We start from the raw sequence: 20,595 nt of genomic DNA on the forward strand, positions 1-20,595 counted from the left end.
TGCGGGGTAAGTTCCGGCCTCTGTGAGCGGCCCATGCGAGCGATTCGGGGCCGCTTGATTTTTTGGACTTCGGTCCCCGCATGGAGCCAGCCCATGGCACGCCGCAAAATGATCTATGAAGGCAAGGCAAAGATCCTCTACGAAGGCCCGGAGCCCGGCACGATTGTCCAGTATTTCAAGGATGATGCGACCGCCTTCAACAATCAGAAAAAAGCCACGCTGGAAGGCAAGGGCGTCCTGAACAACCGCATCAGCGAGTTCATCATGATCGGGTTGATGCGGGCTGGCATTCCCACGCACTTCATCCGCCGGCTGAACATGCGAGAACAATTAGTGCGCCAGGTCGAGATCATTCCGCTGGAAGTGATCTGCCGGAATGTGGCTGCGGGTTCACTGTGCACGCGGCTCGGCATCGAGGAAGGCACGGCTCTGCCCCGCTCGATCATCGAGTATTGCTACAAGAAGGACGAGCTGGGCGATCCGCTGGTGACAGAAGATCACATCACCGCCTTCAACTGGGCCAGCCCGCAGGATCTGGACGACATCATCGCCCTGACCGTGCGCATCAATGATTTCCTGACCGGCATGTTCGCCGCGGTCGGCATCCAGCTGGTCGATTTCAAGCTGGAATTCGGCCGCCTCTATGAAGGCGACATGATGCGGATTGTGCTGGCTGACGAGATCAGCCCGGACAGCTGCCGTCTATGGGATATCGAAACCCAGGAAAAGATGGACAAGGACCGGTTCCGCCGCGATCTCGGCAATGTCACCGAAGCCTATACTGAAGTTGCCCGCCGCCTTGGCGTGATCAAGGAATCCGGCACCGTCACGAATATCGAAGAGGTCATGAAGTGAAAGCGCGCATCCATGTATATCTGAAGCCCGGTGTTCTGGACCCGCAAGGCGCGGCCGTGGCCGGCGCCCTCAAGAATCTCGGCTTCAACGAGGTCGAGAGTGCGCGTCAGGGCAAGCTGATCGAGCTGGATCTTACCGGCGATGATGCCGACGCCGCAAAAGCGCGCGTCGAGGACATGTGCCAGAAACTGCTGGCCAATCCGGTGATCGAGAACTTCTCCATCGAAATGGCCTGACCGATGAAATCTGCCGTCATTGTTTTCCCCGGCTCGAACTGCGATCGCGATGCCGCGATGGCGATCGAGAAAGTCACCGGCGCCGCGCCGGCCATGGTGTGGCACCAGGAAACCGAACTGCCCGAAGGCACCGACTTTGTCATGCTGCCGGGCGGGTTTTCCTATGGCGACTATCTGCGCTGCGGCGCGATGGCGGGCGTTTCGCACATCATTCCGGCGGTGAAAGCCCATGCCGAGGCCGGCAAGCCGGTGCTGGGCGTGTGCAATGGCTTCCAGATCCTGATCGAGACCGGCTTGCTGCCCGGCGCCCTGATGCGCAATGCCAGCCTGCACTTTGTCTGCGAGAAGGCCCCGCTGCGCGTAGAAAACGCCAATACGCAATTTACCAGCGGCTATTCGACCAATCGCGAGATCGTCATTCCGATCGCTCACCATGACGGCAATTACTTTGCCGATGACGAAACGCTGAATGCGCTGGAAGGCGATGGCCGCGTGCTGTTCCGCTATGCCAGCAATCCCAACGGCTCGGCCCGCGATATTGCCGGCATCGCCAATGAGCGCGGCAACGTGATGGGCATGATGCCCCACCCCGAACGCGCGATTGACGCCGATCACGGCGGGACTGACGGGCTGGCCCTGTTTGAAAGCCTTCTGGGGAGTGCGTAACGATGACCCAATTCGCTGAAGGCATCACACAAGAAATTGCGGATTCGCATCTGCCGCGCGACGAGTATGAGAAAGCCGTGGAGATTCTGGGCCGTGCGCCGAATCTGGTCGAGCTGGGTATTTTCTCGGTCATGTGGTCAGAGCACTGCTCGTACAAATCCTCGCGCGTGCATCTGAAGAAGTTCCCGACCACCGGCGAGAAGGTCATCCAGGGGCCGGGCGAGAATGCCGGTGTCGTCGATATCGGCGACGGGCAGGCCTGTATCTTCAAGATGGAGAGCCACAACCACCCCTCCTATATCGAGCCCTATCAAGGCGCGGCGACGGGCGTGGGCGGTATCTTACGCGATGTCTTCACCATGGGCGCGCGCCCGATTGCGCTGATGAATGCGCTGCGCTTTGGTGCGCCGGATCATCCCAAGACCCGCCAGCTGGTTTCCGGTGTGGTGGCCGGTATTGGCGGCTACGGGAATTGCGTCGGCGTACCAACCGTGGGCGGCGAAACCAATTTCCATGCCGGCTATAATGGCAACATCCTCGTCAATGCGATGGCTGTAGGCCTAGCCGATGCCGACAAGATCTTCTATGCGCGCGGCGCCGAGCCGGGCCAGCCCATCGTCTATGTCGGTTCAAAGACCGGTCGCGACGGCATCCATGGTGCCACCATGGCGTCTGCCGAGTTTGACGATGAGAGCGATGAAAAGCGTCCCACCGTTCAGGTCGGTGACCCCTTTGTCGAAAAGAAGCTGATAGAGGCCTGCCTGGAACTGATGGCAACAGATGCGATTGCCGCCGTACAGGACATGGGCGCTGCCGGCCTGACTTCGTCGTCGGTAGAGATGGCGGGTAAGGGCCAGGTCGGCCTCCTGATGGATCTCGACAAAGTTCCCCAGCGCGAAGACAACATGTCGGCCTACGAGATGATGCTCTCGGAGAGCCAGGAGCGCATGCTGTTCATCCTCAAGCCGGGCAAGGAACAGATTGCGTTCGACATCTTCAACAAGTGGGAGCTGGACGTCGCCACGATCGGTGAAACCACCGAAACCGGCCGCATGGTGCTGACGCATAATGGCGAAACCGTCTGCGACATTCCGCTGGATCCGCTGGCCGAGGATGCGCCCATGTATGAGCGCCCCTGGGCACGCGCCATTCCGGAACCGGCTGTTCTGGCTGATGAGCTGTCCCAGCCGAAGGATTATGAAGAAGCGATCCTGACCCTGATGGTCTCGCCGGATCTGTCCTCCAAGCGCTGGATCTGGCGCCAGTATGACCGCCACGTCATGGCGGACACCTCCGCCTCGTCGGAAGACCCGGCAGATGCCGCGATTGTCCGTGTGCACGGCTCCAATAAAGGCATTGCGATCACAACGGACTGCACGCCGCGCTATTGCGAGAACCACCCGATTGAGGGGGGCAAGCAGGCGGTCGCCGAAGCCTGGCGCAATCTGACCGCCGTTGGCGCCGATCCGATCGCCATTACCGACTGCATGAATTTCGGCAATCCGGAAAAAGACCACATCATGGGTCAGTTCGCGGAATGCGTGGAAGGCATGTCCGAGGCCTGTGAGGTGCTCAACTTCCCGGTCGTGTCGGGCAATGTCTCGCTCTACAACGAGACCAATGGCTTTGCCATTCCGCCGACCCCCGCAGTTGGCGGTGTCGGCCTGATCCCGGATCTGTCAAAGCGCATGGGCTTTGGCTGTGTGGCCGCTGGCGACATTCTGATGGTGGTCGGCGATACCGAAGGGCATCTGGGCGCCTCCATCTATCTGCGCGAGATGGAAAAGCGCGAGGATGGCTGTCCGCCACCGGTCGATCTGGCGGTTGAAAAGCGCAATGGCGATTTCGTCCGTGGAGAAATCCGCAAGGGTTCGATCAAAGCCTGCCACGATCTCTCTGACGGTGGTCTGGCGGCGGCGGCCTCGGAAATGGCGATGGCGTCGGGCACCGGGCTGAACCTCGTACATGAAGGCGATCTGCCGCTTCATGGCTGGCTGTTTGGCGAAGACCAGGCGCGCTATTTGCTGGCCGTTGACGAGGCCAACGCAAAAGCCATCCGCAAGGCCGCAAAAGATGCCGGCGTACCGCTGCATGTGATCGGCATTGCTGGTGGAGATGCGCTGACCATCAACGGAATGATTGATGTCTCGATTGCCGATTTGAAGGCCGTCAATGAGAGCTTCATGCCGACCCTGATGGGCGAGGCGGAGTAATCGCGGCCAGATCATTTTTCCGGACGGGCCTGTCCCGTCCGGAAGCAATGTCTGCCTCTATTCCATTCCCGGCTTGATGTAGCGGCCGTCCGCGTCGACGCGGGCCTCTTCCAATTCCGGTTGTTGTGACTGATGCGCTGCGTATTGGGCAGCCACGGTCTCGAGATTCCGGTCAAAATACACCACGGCATTCAGCACGGTCTGGACGTTGGACGCGAAGAAATCCTGCTGGACCACTTCAAACTCGTCGGTCGGCTGATGGTAATATTCGTGGAAGTCCACCCCGTAATAGATCCAGGGAATGCCGGCATCATGGAAGGCGGCGTGGTCGGATGAATAGGTCCAGTCGCCACTCGGCCCCCACTCAGGGCTGTCATAGCCCTGGATGACATGCGTCGGCGCTGCGACCTCGATGGCATCGATATGGTCTCTCAGGAAGGGAAAGTGGAAGGCGCCGGCCGCTGGTAGCTCGTTCTCTGCATTGATTGCCAGCATGTCGAGATTGATGTTGAGGACGGCGCGCTCCTGAACGATGGGCAATTCCGCGACCAGCGCCCTTGCGCCATTGAGGCCGTTTTCCTCGGCATCCAGCGCCGCAAACAGGATGGTGTGCTCCGGCCGGTTTTCACCCAGTGCATCGGCAATGGCCAGAAGCGCGGCAACACCGGAAGCGTTATCATCAGCCCCGTTGCAGATCTGTCCGCCGCAATTACCAAGGTGGTCATAGTGCGCGGTCACGACAATAATCGGACCGTCCGTATTCCGGCCCTCGAAATAACCCACCAGATTGCCGCCCAGCATTTCCTCGGTGGAACGGCGCGGCGTATAGGAGAATATGTGATCGTAACGCTCGAAGCTGGGGGTCAGGCCCGCTTCGATCATGCGCTCGCGGATATAGGTGCGGGCGACGTGTGAGCCCTGCGTGCCGGTACGGCGGCCATCCATTTCATCTGCGGAGAGCCTGCGCAGGTCTTCTATCGCCTGTTGTGTATCAGCGGCGATGTCCTGTGCCTGGCCAGGCGCAGACACAGTCAGAACAGCCAGAATCCCGGAAACAATGAAACGGCGCATGCTGAACTCCCAAAATCGGATCAAATCTGAAACGTGGTCTATACAAAGCGGCCCAAAGCCGCCACATACCATTTTGTCATGCCAATGCACGCAGAAGATATCTCCCGCCTGATCAAGGACGGGATTGAAGGGGCCGAGGTCGAGATCATCGATCTGGCCGGAGATGGCGACCACTATGAGGCGATCGTCACAGCGGAAGCATTCCGGGGACTGCCCCGCATCAAGCAGCACCAGATGGTGTATGCGGCGCTCGGTGGGCGGATGGGTGGCGAACTGCACGCGCTGAAGCTCAAGACCCGGGCTCCGTGACACTGGACCTTTCCCGCATTTCGCCGCTCGGCTTTGGCGTCTCCGGGCCGCACAAGAATTGGGCCACGTCGCGGGAACGCACGCAATCTTTGGTCCAAGAGGCCGTCGAGCTCGGCATCAATCTGTTCGACACGGCTCCCAAATACGGCAATGGGGAAGCTGAATCCCGTTTGGGCGAATCTGTTGCCCAACTGGACCGCAGCCAGATCTTTCTGGTGAGCAAGGCCGGCATACTGGATGAATCCAACCGGCGCGATTTCTCGCCTGCAGGCATCGAGCGGTCTGTGGAGGCCAGCCTTGTCCGCCTGCAGACGGATTATCTTGACGCGCTGCTTTTGCAGGGCGCGGCCCGCCACGAGTTGACTGATGACTTGTTCGAGGCTCTGGACCGTCTCAAGACAGCAGGGAAATTCCGCCATGCTGGCGCATCCGGCCGTGGTGAGGAGCTGGATAACGTCATTTCCGATCCGCGCCTCGATATCATCATGGCGCCTCATTATTACGGACAATGGGATACGCAAAGAGAGCGCCTGGTCACAGCACGGGCGGCAGGGAAAACCATCCTGGGCATCGAGGCCTCCAGCGGTTCGCCGAGTGGACTGCCCTCACCGTTCAGCCGTGCAGGGCTGTGGTATTTCGCGCGTTATGCCCAGCATCTGGCGCAGGATTTCCGGCTGAGGGCCGCCGGGCATGATATTCCGCCGCGGCGCGGTGACAAGCCGATCGTTGAAGCCCTGCAGTGGGCGATAGATGATCCGCTGTCTGACTGCCTGATGATCCAGACCACGCGAGCCGGTCATTTACGCACCAATGCAGCGCTGGCCGGACTTGACGGACGGCCCGGCACTACCTAGCTCCATGACTCCAGTCAGGGAGCGCCTGAAATGAGCCGCAACGTACAAGACGAGATCAAATCCATGGTCGAGGGCAATGACGTCCTCCTGTTCATGAAGGGCACGCCGATCTTCCCGCAATGCGGGTTTTCCTCGGTTGTCGCAGGCGTCCTCAATCACCTCGGCGTCGAATATGCCTCGGTGAACGTGCTCGAGGACATGGAAGTCCGCGAAGGCATCAAGGCCTATTCCGACTGGCCGACCATTCCCCAGCTCTATGTGAAGGGCGAATTTGTCGGCGGCTGTGACATCGTGAAAGAGATGTTCGAGGAAAACGAGCTGCGCCCCTTCCTGCAGGAAAAAGGCGTGCTGGCGGCTGACGCCTAGTCTTCCAGAATCGGATTCATCACCGTAACGGCGGCGCCAGGCCGGGCGCCGAATTCCTCGAAGCCGAACGGGATTTCCACGCCGTCCGGATCCAGCATGCGGCAATAATCCTCGCGGATCCGGCCAATCGTGACCTGGAATTCACCGCGGCGCTGGCGGACGTCCAGCGACAGGTCCGTCTTCTGCGTGCAGCCATTCGAGGGCACGCGCACGACCAGGATATCGTCACCAACCAGACGCCAGCCATGCAGGGCGATCCGGTCATTGCTGACCTGCACAGTGTCACTGTCCCCGTCCGGGATCAGCGGAAGGCTGCGCACGGTCGAACAGGCGGCCAGCGCGAGCGGCATGGCGGCGATCGCGAAAAGACGTGTCAGCATAGGGCAGCTCCAAAGATTTCCTGAATCAATCTGATAAGCGTGTTTGGCCCGCCTTGCAAAGCGCGGACCGGACCACATCGATCTGTAAAGGAAATTGCAGTGACCGCGACTCGACTTGGAGACAAAACCGGAATCATTTTCTGAAGCAGAGTCAAAATGCGATTCAATTCCAATGAATTGGACCAAAGACTTGAATCAACTTCAGTGAATTTTGGTGCCGGGCGCGGCCAGTGCAGAATAAAGAAAGGCCGCCCTGATGCAACACCAGAGCGGCCTTTGAACTGAAATTTCCCAGTGATTACGAGGAGTAGTACTCGACCACGAGGTTCGGTTCCATTTGGGCTGCATACGGCACTTCGGCGAATTCCGGGATCCGCACATAAGTGGCTTTCATGCCCTTGGCATCAACGTCGATATATTCCGGAATATCCCGCTCCGGGCTTTCCAGAGCTTCCAGAACCAGAGCCATGGAGCGCGACTTTTCGCGGACTTCCACAACGTCACCCGGCTTCACGCGGTAGGACGGAATGTTGACGCGCTGGCCGTTCACCTTGACGTGGCCATGGTTCACGAACTGGCGGGCTGCGAACACGGTCGGCACGAATTTGGCGCGATAAACGATCGCATCCAGACGGCTTTCCAGAAGACCGATCAGCTGTTCGGCCGTGTTACCCCGCAGGCGCTGGGCCTCGGTGTAGATGCGGCGGAATTGCTTCTCGGTGATGTTGCCGTAATAACCCTTCAGCTTCTGCTTGGCGCGCAGCTGGAGACCGAAGTCGGACAGCTTGCCCTTGCGGCGCTGACCGTGCTGGCCCGGGCCATACGGACGGGAATTGATCGGGGATTTCGGACGGCCCCAAAGGTTTTCACCCATACGGCGGTCAATTTTATACTTCTGCGACTGGCGCTTTGACATGTCTCACTCATTTTCGACGCGGCCCGGCAGCCTCCGGAAGTGAAGACTGCGATCTCAACGGCGGTACCGCACCACCCGTCATAACGCCTGCAAAAACAGGCGAAGCGCGGCTTTTACGGATTGTGGCGGGGATGTCAACGGCGAGGACTAGTCATCGCGCACAATCCGCGCCTTGCCACGGCCGAGCGCCAGCGCCTTGATGGCGCCGCGGAAGGTGCGGACCTCCTGTTCGGTGAACCGACCGCGCACCAGGGCCGAGCGGAGATTGTTGACCATCAGTGGAGTCTTTTCCGGCGGATGGAAGAAGCCGGCGCGCTCCAGCTCGCTTTCGAGATGGACGAACAGCCGGTCCATGTCTTCCTTGCTGGCCGGGTCGCTGATTTCCTCGAAATCGTCGGACACATCCTCGCCGGCCCGCCATTCGTAAGCGCAGCACGCGACCGTTTGGGCAAGATTCAACGACCAGAACTCACGATCAACCGGCAGGGTAATGATGGCATCAGCATCGGCAACCAGCTCGTTGGGGAGGCCCGATTTCTCGGCGCCGAATAACACCCCGGCCCGTTCGCCTGCCTGATGTGCCGCACGAATCTCGGCCATGGCCTGGCGTGGGGTCAGAACACGCTTTTCCATGCCGCGCGGACGCGCTGTCGTCGCGTAAATACGGGTAAGGCCAGCCATCGCGGCTGTTGGTTCAAACTCGACCTTGACGTTTTCCAGCACCGGCGAACCGACGGCCACACTCTCGGCCTTCTGGTTGGGCCAGCCATCGCGTGGATCGATCAGGCGCAGGTCGCGCAGACCGAAATTGCCCATGACGCGAGCAGCGGCGCCAATGTTCTCGCCCATCTGGGGCTGGTGAAGGATGAAGGCGGGGCTTTGCATCAGTCAGCCTCTTCCGATCTTGGCCTGACGGTGATAACTAGCGCGCAATCTTACCGGAAGCGTCCCGTTTCCACACATAATCAGCAGCATTGGATTGTGAGCGACATGGCAAAGATCAAAGTCGAAACTCCGGTTGTCGAGCTCGATGGCGACGAGATGACCCGCATCATCTGGCAGATGATCAAGGACCACCTCATCTACCCCTATCTCGATATCGACCTGAAATACTACGACCTCTCGATCCAGAAGCGCGACGAGACCGACGACAAGATCACCGTCGAGGCCGCCGAGGCCATCAAACATTACGGCGTCGGCGTGAAGTGCGCCACCATTACGCCGGATGAAGCGCGCGTCGAGGAATTCGGCCTGAAGAAGATGTGGCGTTCGCCGAATGGCACGATCCGCAACATCCTGGGTGGCGTTGTCTTCCGCGAGCCGATCGTGATCTCCAACGTGCCGCGCCTGGTGCCCGGCTGGACCAAGCCAATGGTTGTCGGGCGGCATGCCTTTGGCGACCAGTACCGCGCCACCGATTTCAAGGTGCCGGGCCCCGGCAAGCTGACCATGAAGTTCGAGCCGGCCGACGGTGGCGAGGCACAGGAATACGAGATCTTCGAATTTCCGAGCGCTGGCGTTGCCATGGGCATGTACAATCTGGACGAGTCGATCCGCGACTTTGCCCGGGCCAGCATGAATTACGGCCTGCAGCGCAAATGGCCGGTCTATCTGTCGACCAAGAACACGATCCTCAAGGCCTATGACGGGCGCTTCAAGGATATCTTCCAGGAAGTCTATGACACCGAGTTTGCATCGGCGTTCGAGGCGGCCGGCATCTCCTACGAGCACCGCCTGATCGACGACATGGTCGCTGCGGCCATGAAATGGTCTGGCGGCTTTGTCTGGGCCTGCAAGAACTATGATGGCGACGTCCAGTCCGACACGGTCGCCCAGGGCTTCGGCTCGCTGGGCCTGATGACGTCGGTTCTGATGAGCCCGGACGGCAAGACGGTCGAGGCCGAGGCCGCTCATGGCACGGTGACGCGTCACTATCGACAGCACCAGAAGGGCGAGAAGACCTCGACGAACTCGATCGCCTCGATCTTCGCCTGGACGCGTGGCCTGGAGCATCGTGGCCGTCAGGACGGTAATGAGGAGCTGATGGCGTTTGCGGCCAAGCTGGAAGACACGGTGATCAAGACCGTCGAAGCCGGGTACATGACCAAGGACCTCGCCCTGCTCGTCGGCGATCAGCAAGGCTGGCTGTCGACCGAAGGCTTCCTTGAAAAAGTCGGCGAGCGTTTTGCCGCCGTCATGAATGGCTAATCCTCGTTAGAGACATCCCTTTCGGGATCGCCATAGATTTCTTCACGGGCGCGGGTAATCCGCGCCCGTGCTGATTCCGGCGCCATGCCGAAATCCTCGAGAACACGGACCGCCAGCTGCAGCGCGGCTTCCGCCGCTTCGTGAATGACGTAATCCGCACCGGCAGCCACCAGCGCATCGGCATGCGCGCGATCCATTGCTCGCGCGGTAATGGGGGCATGAGTGCGGCGGGCGCGTACTGCCTTGACGACGCGCTCTGCCTTGGCGGGGTCATCAACGGTGACAATGAATTGAGCCGCCGTCTCGATCCCGGCTTTCTGGAGGGTCTCGGCGCGGCCTGCATCTCCGTAGAAAATCGGCACCCCCTTGCGGCGGCAGGCAGAGACCCGCTTCGGGTCGGTATCGATGGCGATGATTGCGGCATTCTCTTCGGCCAGAAGCTCGCCCAGCATCTGACCAACACGGCCATATCCGGCAATGATGACATGACCCTCGGCGGCTTCCGCCACGCCGTCTTTCACGCCCTCATCCCCCGGCTCCAATTGCCCCGCCAGATAGCCTCCGACACGGGCAATGAAGGGCGCGGCCAGCATGGTGATACCCGCGGCTGCCGTGACCAGTGCCGCCATCTCCGGCTGGACCACACCAGCAACAGCGGCTGCGCCCAACACAACAAAGGCGAATTCGCCTGCAGGCCCAAGGAGAGCCGCCACGCGCAAGGCGCGCGCCCGGGCATGCCCGAAAAGGCGAGCGCTGACATAGGCAATGGCGATCTTGCCCAATATGAGCGCGCCTGCGCCACCCAGAATGAGCGGCCATTGCGCCAGTACGGCCAGCGGATCAATGCTCATGCCGACCGTCATGAAGAACAGCCCCAGAAGAAGTCCCTTGAATGGTTCCAGATCGATCTCGATCTGCGCCTTGAACTCGGTTTCTCCCATCAAAAGGCCGGCGAGGAACGCCCCGAGAGCCAGCGAGAGACCGGCTGATGCGGTGGCAACGGACGCGCCGATGACCGCCAGCAATGTGACAGCCAGCATCATCTCGCGCCCACCGGCGGCTGCAGCCATCTGAAAGGCCGGTCGCAGCAGGAAACGCCCGGCGAGCCCGATCACCGCAATGGCAATCGCGCCACCGACAACGGCCTGGCCGATGGAGGACAGCAAATCCCCGCCGCCGAGCGCCAGAAACCCAACGAGGATGAGTATGGGGGCCACCATGAGGTCCTGGAACAAAAGGACTGCAAAGGCCGTGCGTCCTGTGACGGTTGTTGCCTGCTTTTCCTCAATCAGCATCTGCATGACGATGGCCGTGGATGACAGGGCGAGCGCCAGCGCCACGACCAGGGCGGTGGCGGGAGACAGTCCGAGCGCAATCGCTGCCGCACCGATCAGCACAGCCGATGCGAGAACCTGTGCAGCACCCAGGCCGAACACGTCTTTCCGCAACGCCCAGAGGCGGCTGAATGACAATTCCAGTCCCAACATGAAGAGCAGGAAGAGGACGCCCGCTTCGGCAAAGGGTTCGGCCGCATGCGGATCACCGATTGTGATGAATTGAAGGAGCGGCCAGGCTTCGACCAGACGGCCCAGCCCGTAAGGGCCGAGGAGCACGCCGGCCAGCAGGAATGCCAGTACCGCGCTCTGTTTCAGCGCACGAAAAATCGGCGCGGCAATCCCTGCCGCAACGAGAAAGACGATGAAGTCCTTGAGTGCCGGTTCGAAATGCATGGTCTGACGCCCCTTCTACGGGCGTCAGATTACATGATTCCGTGCCTGTCAGGCGGCCAAAGCGGCCTTGATGGCGTCAATGGCTTTCTGGGCGTTGGCACCGTCCGGCCCGCCAGCCTGAGCAAAGTCAGGCCGGCCACCACCGCCCTTGCCGCCCACTTCGCCTGCACCGGCCTTGACCAGTTCGACCGCGTTGAAACGATCTTTCAGATCGTCCGTGACACCGACCGCCAGTGCCGCCTTGCCGTCATTGATGCCAATGAAGACGGCGACACCGGATCCCATCCGGGATTTGGCCTCGTCGATCAGTCCGCGCAGATCCTTGCCACCAACACCTTCCGCCACGCGGCCGATGAAGTTCGTGTCGCCAACTTTCTCCGGTCCGGCCGCGGCAGGACCTGCACCGCCGCCGATGGCCAGTTGTTTCTTGGCTTCGGCAAGCTGCCGCTCCATCTGCTTGCGCTCATCCAGAAGTGTCTGGATCCGCGCCGGAACGTCTGCTGGCGGCACTTTCAACGCATCCGCTGAGGTTTTTGCGAGACCGGCCTGATTTTCAAGATACTGGCGAGCCGCCTCACCGGTGAGCGCCTCGATCCGCCGCACGCCAGCCGAAACCGCACCCTCTCCGACAATCTTGAACAGGGCGATGTCACCGGTCCGGGCAACATGTGTGCCCCCGCACAGCTCGACCGAATAGGGCTTGTTCTGGACCGACAGGTCATCGCCCATGGTCAGCACACGGACACGATCGCCATATTTCTCGCCGAACAAGGCCAAAGCTCCGGCCTCGATGGCCGCGTCCGGCGCCATTTCCTCGGTCCGCACCTCGACATTCTGTCGGATGACCGCGTTCACATCGGCTTCGATGCGGGCAACCTCGTCCGGCTTCACCGCACCATTATGCGAGAAGTCGAAGCGCAGGCGGTCAGGCCCTACATAGGAGCCCTTCTGAGAAACATGGCTGCCCAGCACATCACGCAGCGCACGGTGCATGAGGTGAGTGGCCGAGTGGTTGGACCGCGTTCGGTTGCGCCGTGTCTTGTCGACGATCAGGCGCGCCTTGTCGCCACGCGAAAGGCTACCGCTCTCCAGCACGCCAGCGTGGGAGAACACGTCGCCAGCGCGCTTCTGGGTATCGTGAACGACAAAGCGGGCGCCGTTTTCGAACTCGATCACACCGGCATCGCCGATCTGACCGCCGGATTCGCCATAAAAGGGCGTCCGGTCGAAAACAAGTTCACCGCTTTGACCGCTATCCAGCGTTTCGGCCATGTCACCGCCAGCAATAATTGCCTGCAATGTGCCTTCGCCTTCAGTCTGCGTATATCCAAGGAAATCTGTTTCGCCAGCCGCTTCCTTGACGGCGAACCAGACCGTTTCGGGCGCCGCCTCGCCTGACTGGAACCCGGCGGCCCGCGCCATTTCACGCTGGCGCTCCATGGAGGTGTTGAATCCGGTCTCGTCCACAGTCATGCCGCGGGCCCGCAAGGCATCCTGGGTCAAATCCAGCGGGAAGCCATATGTATCATAGAGCTTGAAGGCGGTTTCGCCCGGAAGCGCATCGCCTTCCTTCATACCCATCGTGGCTTCGTCGAGAAGGGCCAGCCCCCGGCCAAGCGTGCGCTGGAAGCGCTCTTCCTCGGCTTCAAGCGTCGCTTCGATAGACGCCTGGGCACGCCGCAGCTCCGGGAAGGCATCGCCCATCTGATTTACCAGTTCGCCGACCAGGCGGTGCATGACGGGTTCTGTCGCGCCGAGCAGGTGAGCATGGCGCATCGCCCGGCGCATGATCCGGCGCAGCACATAACCGCGCCCCTCATTCGACGGGGTCACACCATCCGCCATCAGGAAGGACGTGGAGCGCAAATGGTCTGCAATGACGCGGTGGCTGGCCAGCGCATCGCCCTCGGCCTTCGACGACAGTACTTCCTGGGAATTATCGATCAGCGCCTTGAACAGATCGATCTCGTAATTGTTGTGAACGCCCTGCAGGACGGCGGCAATCCGTTCAAGCCCCATCCCGGTGTCAATGGACGGCTTGGGCAGGCTGATGCGATCTCCGCCCGCCTGTTGCTCGAACTGCATGAAGACGAGATTCCAGATCTCGATGAAACGGTCACCATCCTCGTCCGGCGAGCCCGGCGGACCTCCCGGAATATCAGCGCCGTGATCGTAAAAGATTTCCGAGCAGGGACCGCAGGGACCTGTATCGCCCATCATCCAGAAATTATCCGATGTGCCGATGCGGATGATCTTTTCATCCGGCAGGCCGGCGATCTTTTTCCAGAGATCGAACGCCTCATCATCCTCGGCAAAAACCGTCACCAGCAGCTTGTCCTTCGGCAAACCGAATTCGCCCGTGATCAGCGACCAGGCATAATCAATGGCATCTTCCTTGAAATAATCTCCGAAGGAAAAATTCCCGAGCATTTCAAAAAAGGTGTGGTGGCGGGCCGTGTAGCCGACATTGTCGAGATCATTATGCTTGCCGCCAGCGCGAACACATTTCTGCGTGGTTGCCGCGCGCGGCGGATCGCGCCTCTCCTGGCCGGTAAACACGTTCTTGAACTGCACCATGCCGGCATTGGTGAAGAGCAGCGTCGGATCGTCTTTCGGCACAAGCGAGCTGGACGGCACAACGGCATGGCCCTGCTTTTCGAAGAAGGACAGAAAGTTACTGCGGATGTCGCGCAGGCTGGTCATGGTATCATTCCGGTCTGGTTTCTGACCCACATATAGAAACGGGTGCCCGGCCTCGCCAAGCACCCGTTACTGCAATGCAGTATAAAATGTGTGTTTGAAGCGCTTAACCGGCGTCGGCAATGTCCTCGTCGGTGTCATCTTCAGCGGGACCGACCAGCATCTCATCGGCAATCAGACCCGCATTCGCACGAACCTTCGTCTCAATCGCATTGGCGATATCCGGATTGTCCAGCAGGAACTGGCGGGCATTCTCCCGGCCCTGCCCGATCCGCTCCGAGTCATAGGAGTACCAGGATCCGGACTTCTCGATCACATTCCCCTTCACGCCGAGATCAAGGATCTCGCCCATTTTGGAGATGCCCTCGCCGTAGAGAATGTCGAATTCGACCTCGCGGAAGGGCGGCGCCACCTTGTTCTTGACCACCTTGACGCGGGTCTGGTTGCCGATGACCTCGTCGCGGTTCTTGATCTGGCCGATGCGACGAATATCGAGGCGGACGGAAGAATAGAATTTCAGCGCATTGCCGCCTGTCGTGGTTTCCGGCGAACCGAACATCACACCGATCTTCATGCGGATCTGGTTGATGAAGATGACCATGCAGTGCGACTTGGAAATGGAACCGGTGAGCTTGCGTAGTGCCTGGCTCATCAGACGGGCCTGGAGGCCCGGCAGGCTGTCACCCATCTCGCCTTCCAGTTCCGCACGCGGGGTCAGAGCGGCCACCGAGTCGATGACCAGCACATCGACCGCACCGGACCGCACCAGCGTGTCGGCAATCTCGAGTGCCTGCTCACCGGCATCCGGCTGGGAGACCAGCAATTCGCCAACATCCACACCCAGCTTCCCGGCATAGATCGGATCGAGCGCGTGCTCGGCATCGATGAAGGCGGCAACGCCACCGCGCTTCTGGCACTCGGCAACGCAATGCAGGGCCAGAGTGGTCTTGCCCGAGGATTCCGGACCGTAGACCTCGATGATGCGGCCTTTCGGTAAGCCACCAATGCCCAGAGCGATATCAAGGCCCAGTGATCCGGTCGGGACCGATTCAATGTCCATTTCAGGGCGTTCGCCCAGCTTCATCACCGACCCTTTACCGAAGGCCCGGTCGATCTGAGACAGTGCGGCGTCGAGCGCCTTTTTCTTGTTTGAGTCCACGTCACTCACCAGTCGAATCGCTGCTTTAGCCATGATTAATCCCCTTATTTCACGTCCCTGCCCGGTGAGCAATCAGGCCCGGCCGGAGGAATATTCAAGAGGTTTGTACCGCTTTTGTTCCCGGAACGCAAGGGGAACATTTTTCCGCGTTAGTCAGGCCGCATCCTGGATATCGCCGCTGAGCACCGACTTCACCCGTTCCGCCAGCTGTGTCAGCGTGAAGGGTTTTGGCAGGAAGGAGATATCCCGCTCGCGCGATAGCGTGTCGGAGAATTGTTCCTCGGCATATCCCGAGATGAAAATGACCCGGGTCTCTGCCAGAAGCTCGGAAGCCTTTTCAAGAAGACCCGGCCCGTCGAGCCCGGGCATGACCACATCGGACACCAGAAGGTCAAAGCCTTCCTCATCGTCCTCCAGGATTTCAAGCGCCTCCTCGCCGTCGCCCGCCTCGACCACTTCATAGCCGCGTTTGGCCAGCGTCTTGGCCGCGATCGTACGAACCGCGCTCTCATCCTCCACCAGCAGGATCCGCCCCTTGCCGGCCAGATCCGCCGGCTTCATTTCGCCCTTGGGTTTTTCAACAGGCAGGCTTTCCTCATCCTCTGCGCCAACATAGGCGGGCAGGAAGATGCGGAAGGTCGAGCCCTTGCCGATCTCTGAATCGACGAACAGGAAACCGCCCGACTGCTTGACGATACCGTAGACGGTGGCGAGCCCCAGCCCCGTGCCCTGCCCCACGGCCTTTGTCGTGAAGAAAGGTTCGAAGATCTTCTGCTTCGTCGCTTCGTCCATGCCGGTGCCTTCGTCGATCACTTCGATCTGCACCCAGTCACCCTCGTCCACATCGGGCGCGCCTGCAGCGGTGACATCAGTAGCACTCACGGCCGACGTCCGGATCGTCAGCGTTCCGCCCCCGCTTTCGCGCATCGCGTCACGGGCATTGGCCGCCAGATTCATGATAGCGGTTTCCAACTGGCCCTTGTCGGCGCGGATGTGTGGCACATCGCGGCCATGAACGATGTCCAGCTTGACGGTTTCTTCGAGAATCTGGCGCAGAAGCACGGTGAAATCCGACAACACGTCCGCGACATCCAGCGATTCCATCCGGAAGGTCTGCTTGCGCGAGAAGGCGAGCAATTTTTTCACCAGTCCGGCCGCACGTGCGACGGTCTGGTTGATGACCTGGAGCTCGGCATAGGACGGATCACCGACCGGGTGCCGGCCCAGCAATTCGTCAACATTCAAGCGGATCGCGGTGAGCAGATTGTTGAAATCGTGCGCCACGCCGCCTGCGAGCTGACCGACAGCCTGCATCTTGTTGCCCTGGCTCAGCTGACGCTCCAGCTCTTTCCAGGCCGTCACGTCAATCATGTAGGCCGCACGCTTGCCGCCCCTGGACGGCGAGAACACCAGATGGATGTCGAGCGGCGGATCGGTCTTCAGAACCGCTTCAGCCGGCTCGCCCTTGCTGGATGCCTTCTCGAAAACATCGTCCGCGCTGCGGCCAGCCTCCCAGTCGAACAGATCGGCAAAAACGGCTCCGGACTTCGCCTGTCCGCCTGTCATCTGCACAAGAGCGGCATTCACATCCTCGATGACGGCTGATGCCGGGTCCGATCCGGACAGACGGGCTACCCCGAAAGGGGCTGCTGCGAACATTTCGTCAAATGTCCGTCCGGCCTTGCCGCCGGTCGCTCCGGCGATGGCCTGGGCGACGCCCGACGGGGTTCCGGTTGCGGTCAAGCCGTACAGGACACCGCGCGCGCAGCCCTTCTTCGCCTGATCCCAGTGCAAGGTGATGACAGCATCCGTCTCGATCCCGTCACGGCCGGAAAGGCGCACATCGAAGCGGCAAACTTCTTCGTCGTCCCGCGACTTTTCCATCGCCTTGACCGTCTCCGCCGGGAGAAAGGCCGACAGTTCCGGCAGGGGTTCTGCAGGATCGAGGCCCAGCCAGTCGCGGAAGGTCGCATTGGCCGCCACCAGCTTGCCTTCCGAGGACAGGGCAAACAGGCCGACCGGCGAATGATCACTCCAGTCCGCGCCCGGCAATGACGCTGCGGCGCTGGTGGGATGAAATACCGGCATCAGGCGCCAGCTGATATGGTCTTTCCCGGATGGACGGGCTTCCAGCACATATTGGCTGACACCCTCCTCGCCGGGCAATTCCGGCAAGCGTTCGCGTGCGACTTCACCGTTTCTGGCGGCGCGCGCCAACCGGTAGATCGCGCCATCGCCGCTGGCGGCCCAGATACGCTCGAGCGCTGGAAGGGTCTGTGCCTGACCGGTTGAGGAAAAACGCCCCGCCAGATCGCGATAGGCCGCATTACCCCAGCGCACGGCACCGCGGCGGTCGGTTAACAGCATGGGGTCCTCGAGGGATTCCAGCGCCTCCAGCGCCAGACCGCTCGGACCCGGCTCGGAATAGCGCTCGGCCTTTTCCTTCATGGACCGGCCCGCGGCTTCACCGGCTGCCAGGGCATAGAGCATTCCGAAGGCTGCGATCGCGATCCCGCACAAAAGGATGAAGCCGTTCCAGACCATGGCGGATGCCGCAAACAGGGCCACCGCCGAGACGCTGAGAACACCAAGACCGATAACCCACTGAAGCCTGCGCCTCAGCCCGTGCGACAGGAAGGGCGACTTCATGGATTCCACAGGTTCGGTCAGATCAGCCATGTCATTGTCCTTGTGCGAATCAATATCCGCCTACGAAAGTCTAACCCGGTTGCGGGTTTTGTGCGCGTTTTCCGGTAAGCGTCAGCACGTAGCCAATGACCTTGGCGACGGCCTGGAAATGTTCGGCCGGAATTGTCTCGTCGACCTCGACACTGGCGAACAATGCACGGGCCAGAGGCGGATCCTCGACGATGGGAACATCATGTTCCCCGGCGATTTCACGAATGTTCAGCGCGACCTGATCAACACCTTTTGCAACACAGATCGGCGCGGGCGTTTCGCCCTGCTCGTATTTCAATGCGACGGCAAAGTGCGTCGGGTTGGTGATGACGACGGTTGCGTCCGGAACATTGGCCATCATCCGCTTATTGGCGCGTTCCTGCCGGATCTGGCGGAGCCGCGCGCGAACCTGGGGGTCGCCCTCGCTCTGTTTCAGCTCGTCCTTGATTTCGCGCCGCGACATGCGGTTGCGTTTCATGAAGCTCTGGCGCTGGAAGACATAGTCTGCAGCTGCAATAAAAGCGTAAGCCACGAGCGCTGCGACCAGCACCAGCAGCACATCGTTCCGGATAATGGTGAGCAGCGCCGACAGGTCCAGCATCGGCATGCCCGCCAGCTCTCCCCGCTTCGGCCAGATGACGACAAAAACAGCCGCAGATACGATAACCAGCTTACCCACACCCTTGAGAAAGTTGGCGATGCCTTGCGGCCCGAACATGCGTTTGAAGCCCTCTGCCGGGTTCAGCTTTGACAGTTTCGGCTGCATTTTCTCGGTCGTGAACAGCAGGCCCGTCTGCAAGAGATGACCGGCAAGACCGGCCAGCGCGATCACACCGATCGCCATGCCAACAACAGAAACGACGCGCCAGCCGATGGCCATGCTCTGATCGCGCAAGGCAGATGGCTCGAGACTCAAGGCATGGGCATTCCCAAGAAACAGGCTGAGATCACTGGACAATGCCCGGGCCGCCCCCGGCGCCATCAGCCCGATTACAACCAGTCCTGAAGCCAGCACAAACCAGCCCGGGACTTCCTGTGACTTGGGAACATCGCCCTTCTTGCGCGCATCCTGCAGTCGCCGCGGAGTCGGTTCTTCGGTTTTCTGGCTTTCGTCCTGGTCTTCTGCCATGGCCTAGTTGAACTCCACGGCGAATTGTTCGACCCGGCCCAGCCACAGCGTGGCCATGGCGCCCAGTGCGATCGATGTGATGAAAAGCCCCGCCATGATGTTTGACGGCATGGCGATGAAGAATATCTGCGCCTGAGGCATCAGCCGAGAGAGAATGCCGAGGCCGAAATAGAAAACGAGGCCGAAGACAATGAGCGGAGATGCCATCTGTACGCCGATCATGAAGGCATCAACGAATGCGCCCAGCGCCCACTGCGCCGCATCGGATATCAATGGCGGCTCGCCGATCGGGAACAGCATGTAGGAGTTTTGCGCAGCCTGCAGCAGCAAGTGATGCGTGTTGGTGACCATCAAGAGCAGGATGAAGGTGATATTCAGGAAGGTCGCCATCAGGGCGCCCTGCTGGCCAGCGGACGGGTCAAAAAACTGGGCCATGGCGAGGCCGCTTTGCTGGCCGATCACCTGCCCTGCGACCGACGCAGACATCAGGAACATGCGCGAAACAGCTCCGATCATCAGGCCGATCAGGGCCTCGGTGATAATGAGACCGGCAATATGCATGGGCTGTTCGGGAATGGCCGGAAGCTGCGAGGCCAGCATCGGTCCCAGCGCCAGCGCAAACAGCAGGGCAAAGGACAACCGTATCCGCGGCGGGATACTGCCTTCGCCAAAGCCCGGCAACAGCATGAGAATCGCGCCGAGACGCGCAAATATCAGCGCGCCTGCAAAAACCAGCAGCTGTGGATCTGCAATCATGCCGCCACGATTCGATCAAAAATGCCGTCCATGAAGGCGGACATCAGCGCGCCCATAATGGGCAGGAAAATCAGAAGAGCGACAAAGATAGCGATAATTTTCGGGACGAAAACAAGCGTCATTTCCTGCACTTGAGTCAGAGCCTGAAACAGCGCAATGACCACGCCCACGGCAAGGCCGATCAGCATGACCGGTGCCGACATGGCCAACATCAGCCAGATAGCATCACGGGCAATATCGAGGACTTCTGATCCGTTCATGCGGTTTCTCCGCACTGCAGTGTTAGCGATTTCGTGAGTTTACGCTCCCGCCGTTCGCGTTAAGAAAGAGTCAACGATCGTAAACGCGCGCATTCCCGGGGAGGAATA

Annotated in this window: 19 protein-coding genes; 8 read left to right on the forward strand and 11 right to left on the reverse strand. The window is 60.4% G+C overall.

The features are described from left to right. The first annotated feature begins 93 nt into the window (after positions 1–93). The 4 genes from purC to purL are packed head-to-tail and all read left to right on the forward strand — an operon-like array spanning position 94 to position 3,970. Positions 94–855 carry a phosphoribosylaminoimidazolesuccinocarboxamide synthase gene (gene purC, locus V0U79_RS07240; RefSeq protein ID WP_330198820.1) on the forward strand — a complete coding sequence of 254 codons (762 nt, stop codon included), beginning with the start codon at positions 94–96 and terminating at the stop codon, positions 853–855. Continuing rightward, the gene (gene purS / locus V0U79_RS07245) at positions 852–1,091 is read left to right on the forward strand and encodes a phosphoribosylformylglycinamidine synthase subunit PurS (RefSeq protein ID WP_330198821.1); all 240 of its coding nucleotides are present in this window, start codon (positions 852–854) and stop codon (positions 1,089–1,091) included. Before purC ends, purS begins: the two co-directional genes overlap by 4 nt. 3 nt (positions 1,092–1,094) lie before the next feature. Beyond that, entirely contained in the window at positions 1,095–1,757 is a 663-nt protein-coding gene (gene purQ, locus V0U79_RS07250) for a phosphoribosylformylglycinamidine synthase subunit PurQ (RefSeq protein WP_330198822.1), read from the forward strand. Between the two features lie 2 nt (positions 1,758–1,759). Beyond that, positions 1,760–3,970, forward strand: coding sequence for a phosphoribosylformylglycinamidine synthase subunit PurL (gene purL, locus V0U79_RS07255; RefSeq protein WP_330198823.1), 2,211 nt, complete (start codon positions 1,760–1,762; stop codon positions 3,968–3,970). A gap of 57 nt (positions 3,971–4,027) precedes the next feature. Here purL and V0U79_RS07260 read toward each other — a convergent pair whose 3' ends face one another. Beyond that, the gene (locus V0U79_RS07260) at positions 4,028–5,041 is read right to left on the reverse strand and encodes a M20/M25/M40 family metallo-hydrolase (RefSeq protein ID WP_330198824.1); all 1,014 of its coding nucleotides are present in this window, start codon (positions 5,039–5,041) and stop codon (positions 4,028–4,030) included. A gap of 78 nt (positions 5,042–5,119) precedes the next feature. Here V0U79_RS07260 and V0U79_RS07265 point away from each other — a divergent pair, with 78 nt between their 5' ends. Genes V0U79_RS07265 through grxD form a run of 3 tightly spaced genes read left to right on the forward strand, consistent with a single transcriptional unit; the run spans position 5,120 to position 6,570 of the window. Continuing rightward, entirely contained in the window at positions 5,120–5,350 is a 231-nt protein-coding gene (locus V0U79_RS07265) for a BolA family protein (RefSeq protein ID WP_330198825.1), read from the forward strand. Next, positions 5,347–6,204: an aldo/keto reductase gene (locus V0U79_RS07270; RefSeq protein ID WP_330198826.1), complete on the forward strand. Its 858-nt coding sequence runs from the start codon at positions 5,347–5,349 to the stop codon at positions 6,202–6,204. Before V0U79_RS07265 ends, V0U79_RS07270 begins: the two co-directional genes overlap by 4 nt. Positions 6,205–6,234: 30 nt before the next feature. Further along, positions 6,235–6,570, forward strand: coding sequence for a Grx4 family monothiol glutaredoxin (grxD, locus tag V0U79_RS07275; RefSeq protein WP_330198827.1), 336 nt, complete (start codon positions 6,235–6,237; stop codon positions 6,568–6,570). Here grxD and V0U79_RS07280 read toward each other — a convergent pair. The 3 genes from V0U79_RS07280 to V0U79_RS07290 all read right to left on the reverse strand — a co-directional run bounded on the left by V0U79_RS07280 (position 6,567) and on the right by V0U79_RS07290 (position 8,751). Next, a complete protein-coding gene (locus V0U79_RS07280) occupies positions 6,567–6,950 on the reverse strand; it encodes a hypothetical protein (RefSeq protein WP_330198828.1) in 384 nt (127 codons plus the stop codon). The genes grxD and V0U79_RS07280 overlap by 4 nt on opposite strands. A gap of 298 nt (positions 6,951–7,248) precedes the next feature. Further along, positions 7,249–7,866: a 30S ribosomal protein S4 gene (gene rpsD, locus V0U79_RS07285; protein WP_330198829.1), complete on the reverse strand. Its 618-nt coding sequence runs from the start codon at positions 7,864–7,866 to the stop codon at positions 7,249–7,251. A 147-nt stretch (positions 7,867–8,013) separates the two neighbouring features. Continuing rightward, the gene (locus tag V0U79_RS07290; RefSeq protein ID WP_330198830.1) at positions 8,014–8,751 is read right to left on the reverse strand and encodes an RNA methyltransferase; all 738 of its coding nucleotides are present in this window, start codon (positions 8,749–8,751) and stop codon (positions 8,014–8,016) included. Positions 8,752–8,856: 105 nt separating this feature from the next. Between V0U79_RS07290 and V0U79_RS07295 the strand changes: the two genes are divergently transcribed. After that, a complete protein-coding gene (locus V0U79_RS07295) occupies positions 8,857–10,074 on the forward strand; it encodes an NADP-dependent isocitrate dehydrogenase (protein ID WP_330198831.1) in 1,218 nt (405 codons plus the stop codon). On the opposite strand, the gene V0U79_RS07300 is transcribed toward V0U79_RS07295, so the two are convergent. From V0U79_RS07300 to fliQ, 7 genes are all read right to left on the reverse strand, one after another. Then, positions 10,071–11,804, reverse strand: coding sequence for a cation:proton antiporter domain-containing protein (locus tag V0U79_RS07300; protein WP_330198832.1), 1,734 nt, complete (start codon positions 11,802–11,804; stop codon positions 10,071–10,073). The genes V0U79_RS07295 and V0U79_RS07300 overlap by 4 nt on opposite strands. A 48-nt stretch (positions 11,805–11,852) precedes the next feature. Further along, on the reverse strand, positions 11,853–14,507 hold the full coding sequence (gene alaS / locus V0U79_RS07305) for an alanine--tRNA ligase (protein ID WP_330198833.1): 2,655 nt from the start codon (positions 14,505–14,507) through the stop codon (positions 11,853–11,855). Between the two features lie 103 nt (positions 14,508–14,610). Then, the gene (gene recA, locus V0U79_RS07310) at positions 14,611–15,696 is read right to left on the reverse strand and encodes a recombinase RecA (RefSeq protein ID WP_373696454.1); all 1,086 of its coding nucleotides are present in this window, start codon (positions 15,694–15,696) and stop codon (positions 14,611–14,613) included. A 120-nt stretch (positions 15,697–15,816) separates the two neighbouring features. After that, positions 15,817–18,342 (reverse strand): ATP-binding protein, encoded by a 2,526-nt coding sequence (locus tag V0U79_RS07315; protein ID WP_330198834.1) that lies wholly within the window; start codon positions 18,340–18,342, stop codon positions 15,817–15,819. Between the two features lie 40 nt (positions 18,343–18,382). Further along, entirely contained in the window at positions 18,383–19,471 is a 1,089-nt protein-coding gene (gene flhB, locus V0U79_RS07320; protein ID WP_330198835.1) for a flagellar biosynthesis protein FlhB, read from the reverse strand. Positions 19,472–19,474: 3 nt separating this feature from the next. Further along, a complete protein-coding gene (gene fliR / locus V0U79_RS07325; RefSeq protein WP_330198836.1) occupies positions 19,475–20,227 on the reverse strand; it encodes a flagellar biosynthetic protein FliR in 753 nt (250 codons plus the stop codon). Continuing rightward, the gene (gene fliQ / locus V0U79_RS07330; RefSeq protein ID WP_330198837.1) at positions 20,224–20,487 is read right to left on the reverse strand and encodes a flagellar biosynthesis protein FliQ; all 264 of its coding nucleotides are present in this window, start codon (positions 20,485–20,487) and stop codon (positions 20,224–20,226) included. Before fliQ ends, fliR begins: the two co-directional genes overlap by 4 nt. Between the last annotated feature and the right edge of the window lie 108 nt (positions 20,488–20,595).

Source organism: Hyphobacterium lacteum (assembly GCF_036330345.1).
Classification (GTDB): Bacteria; Pseudomonadota; Alphaproteobacteria; order Caulobacterales; family Maricaulaceae; genus Hyphobacterium; species Hyphobacterium lacteum.

Bases quoted from the DNA above. Each gene is read 5' to 3' on its own strand.
- purC (WP_330198820.1), top strand. From the start codon at position 94: ATGGCACGCCGCAAAATGATCTATGAAGGCAAGGCAAAGATCCTCTAC.
- purQ (WP_330198822.1), top strand. From the start codon at position 1,095: ATGAAATCTGCCGTCATTGTTTTCCCCGGCTCGAACTGCGATCGCGAT.
- purL (WP_330198823.1), top strand. From the start codon at position 1,760: ATGACCCAATTCGCTGAAGGCATCACACAAGAAATTGCGGATTCGCAT.
- V0U79_RS07260 (WP_330198824.1), bottom strand. From the start codon at position 5,041: ATGCGCCGTTTCATTGTTTCCGGGATTCTGGCTGTTCTGACTGTGTCT.
- V0U79_RS07265 (WP_330198825.1), top strand. From the start codon at position 5,120: ATGCCAATGCACGCAGAAGATATCTCCCGCCTGATCAAGGACGGGATT.
- grxD (WP_330198827.1), top strand. From the start codon at position 6,235: ATGAGCCGCAACGTACAAGACGAGATCAAATCCATGGTCGAGGGCAAT.
- V0U79_RS07280 (WP_330198828.1), bottom strand. From the start codon at position 6,950: ATGCTGACACGTCTTTTCGCGATCGCCGCCATGCCGCTCGCGCTGGCC.
- rpsD (WP_330198829.1), bottom strand. From the start codon at position 7,866: ATGTCAAAGCGCCAGTCGCAGAAGTATAAAATTGACCGCCGTATGGGT.
- V0U79_RS07290 (WP_330198830.1), bottom strand. From the start codon at position 8,751: ATGCAAAGCCCCGCCTTCATCCTTCACCAGCCCCAGATGGGCGAGAAC.
- V0U79_RS07295 (WP_330198831.1), top strand. From the start codon at position 8,857: ATGGCAAAGATCAAAGTCGAAACTCCGGTTGTCGAGCTCGATGGCGAC.
- V0U79_RS07300 (WP_330198832.1), bottom strand. From the start codon at position 11,804: ATGCATTTCGAACCGGCACTCAAGGACTTCATCGTCTTTCTCGTTGCG.
- alaS (WP_330198833.1), bottom strand. From the start codon at position 14,507: ATGACCAGCCTGCGCGACATCCGCAGTAACTTTCTGTCCTTCTTCGAA.
- recA (WP_373696454.1), bottom strand. From the start codon at position 15,696: ATGGCTAAAGCAGCGATTCGACTGGTGAGTGACGTGGACTCAAACAAG.
- V0U79_RS07315 (WP_330198834.1), bottom strand. From the start codon at position 18,342: ATGGCTGATCTGACCGAACCTGTGGAATCCATGAAGTCGCCCTTCCTG.
- flhB (WP_330198835.1), bottom strand. From the start codon at position 19,471: ATGGCAGAAGACCAGGACGAAAGCCAGAAAACCGAAGAACCGACTCCG.
- fliR (WP_330198836.1), bottom strand. From the start codon at position 20,227: ATGATTGCAGATCCACAGCTGCTGGTTTTTGCAGGCGCGCTGATATTT.
- fliQ (WP_330198837.1), bottom strand. From the start codon at position 20,487: ATGAACGGATCAGAAGTCCTCGATATTGCCCGTGATGCTATCTGGCTG.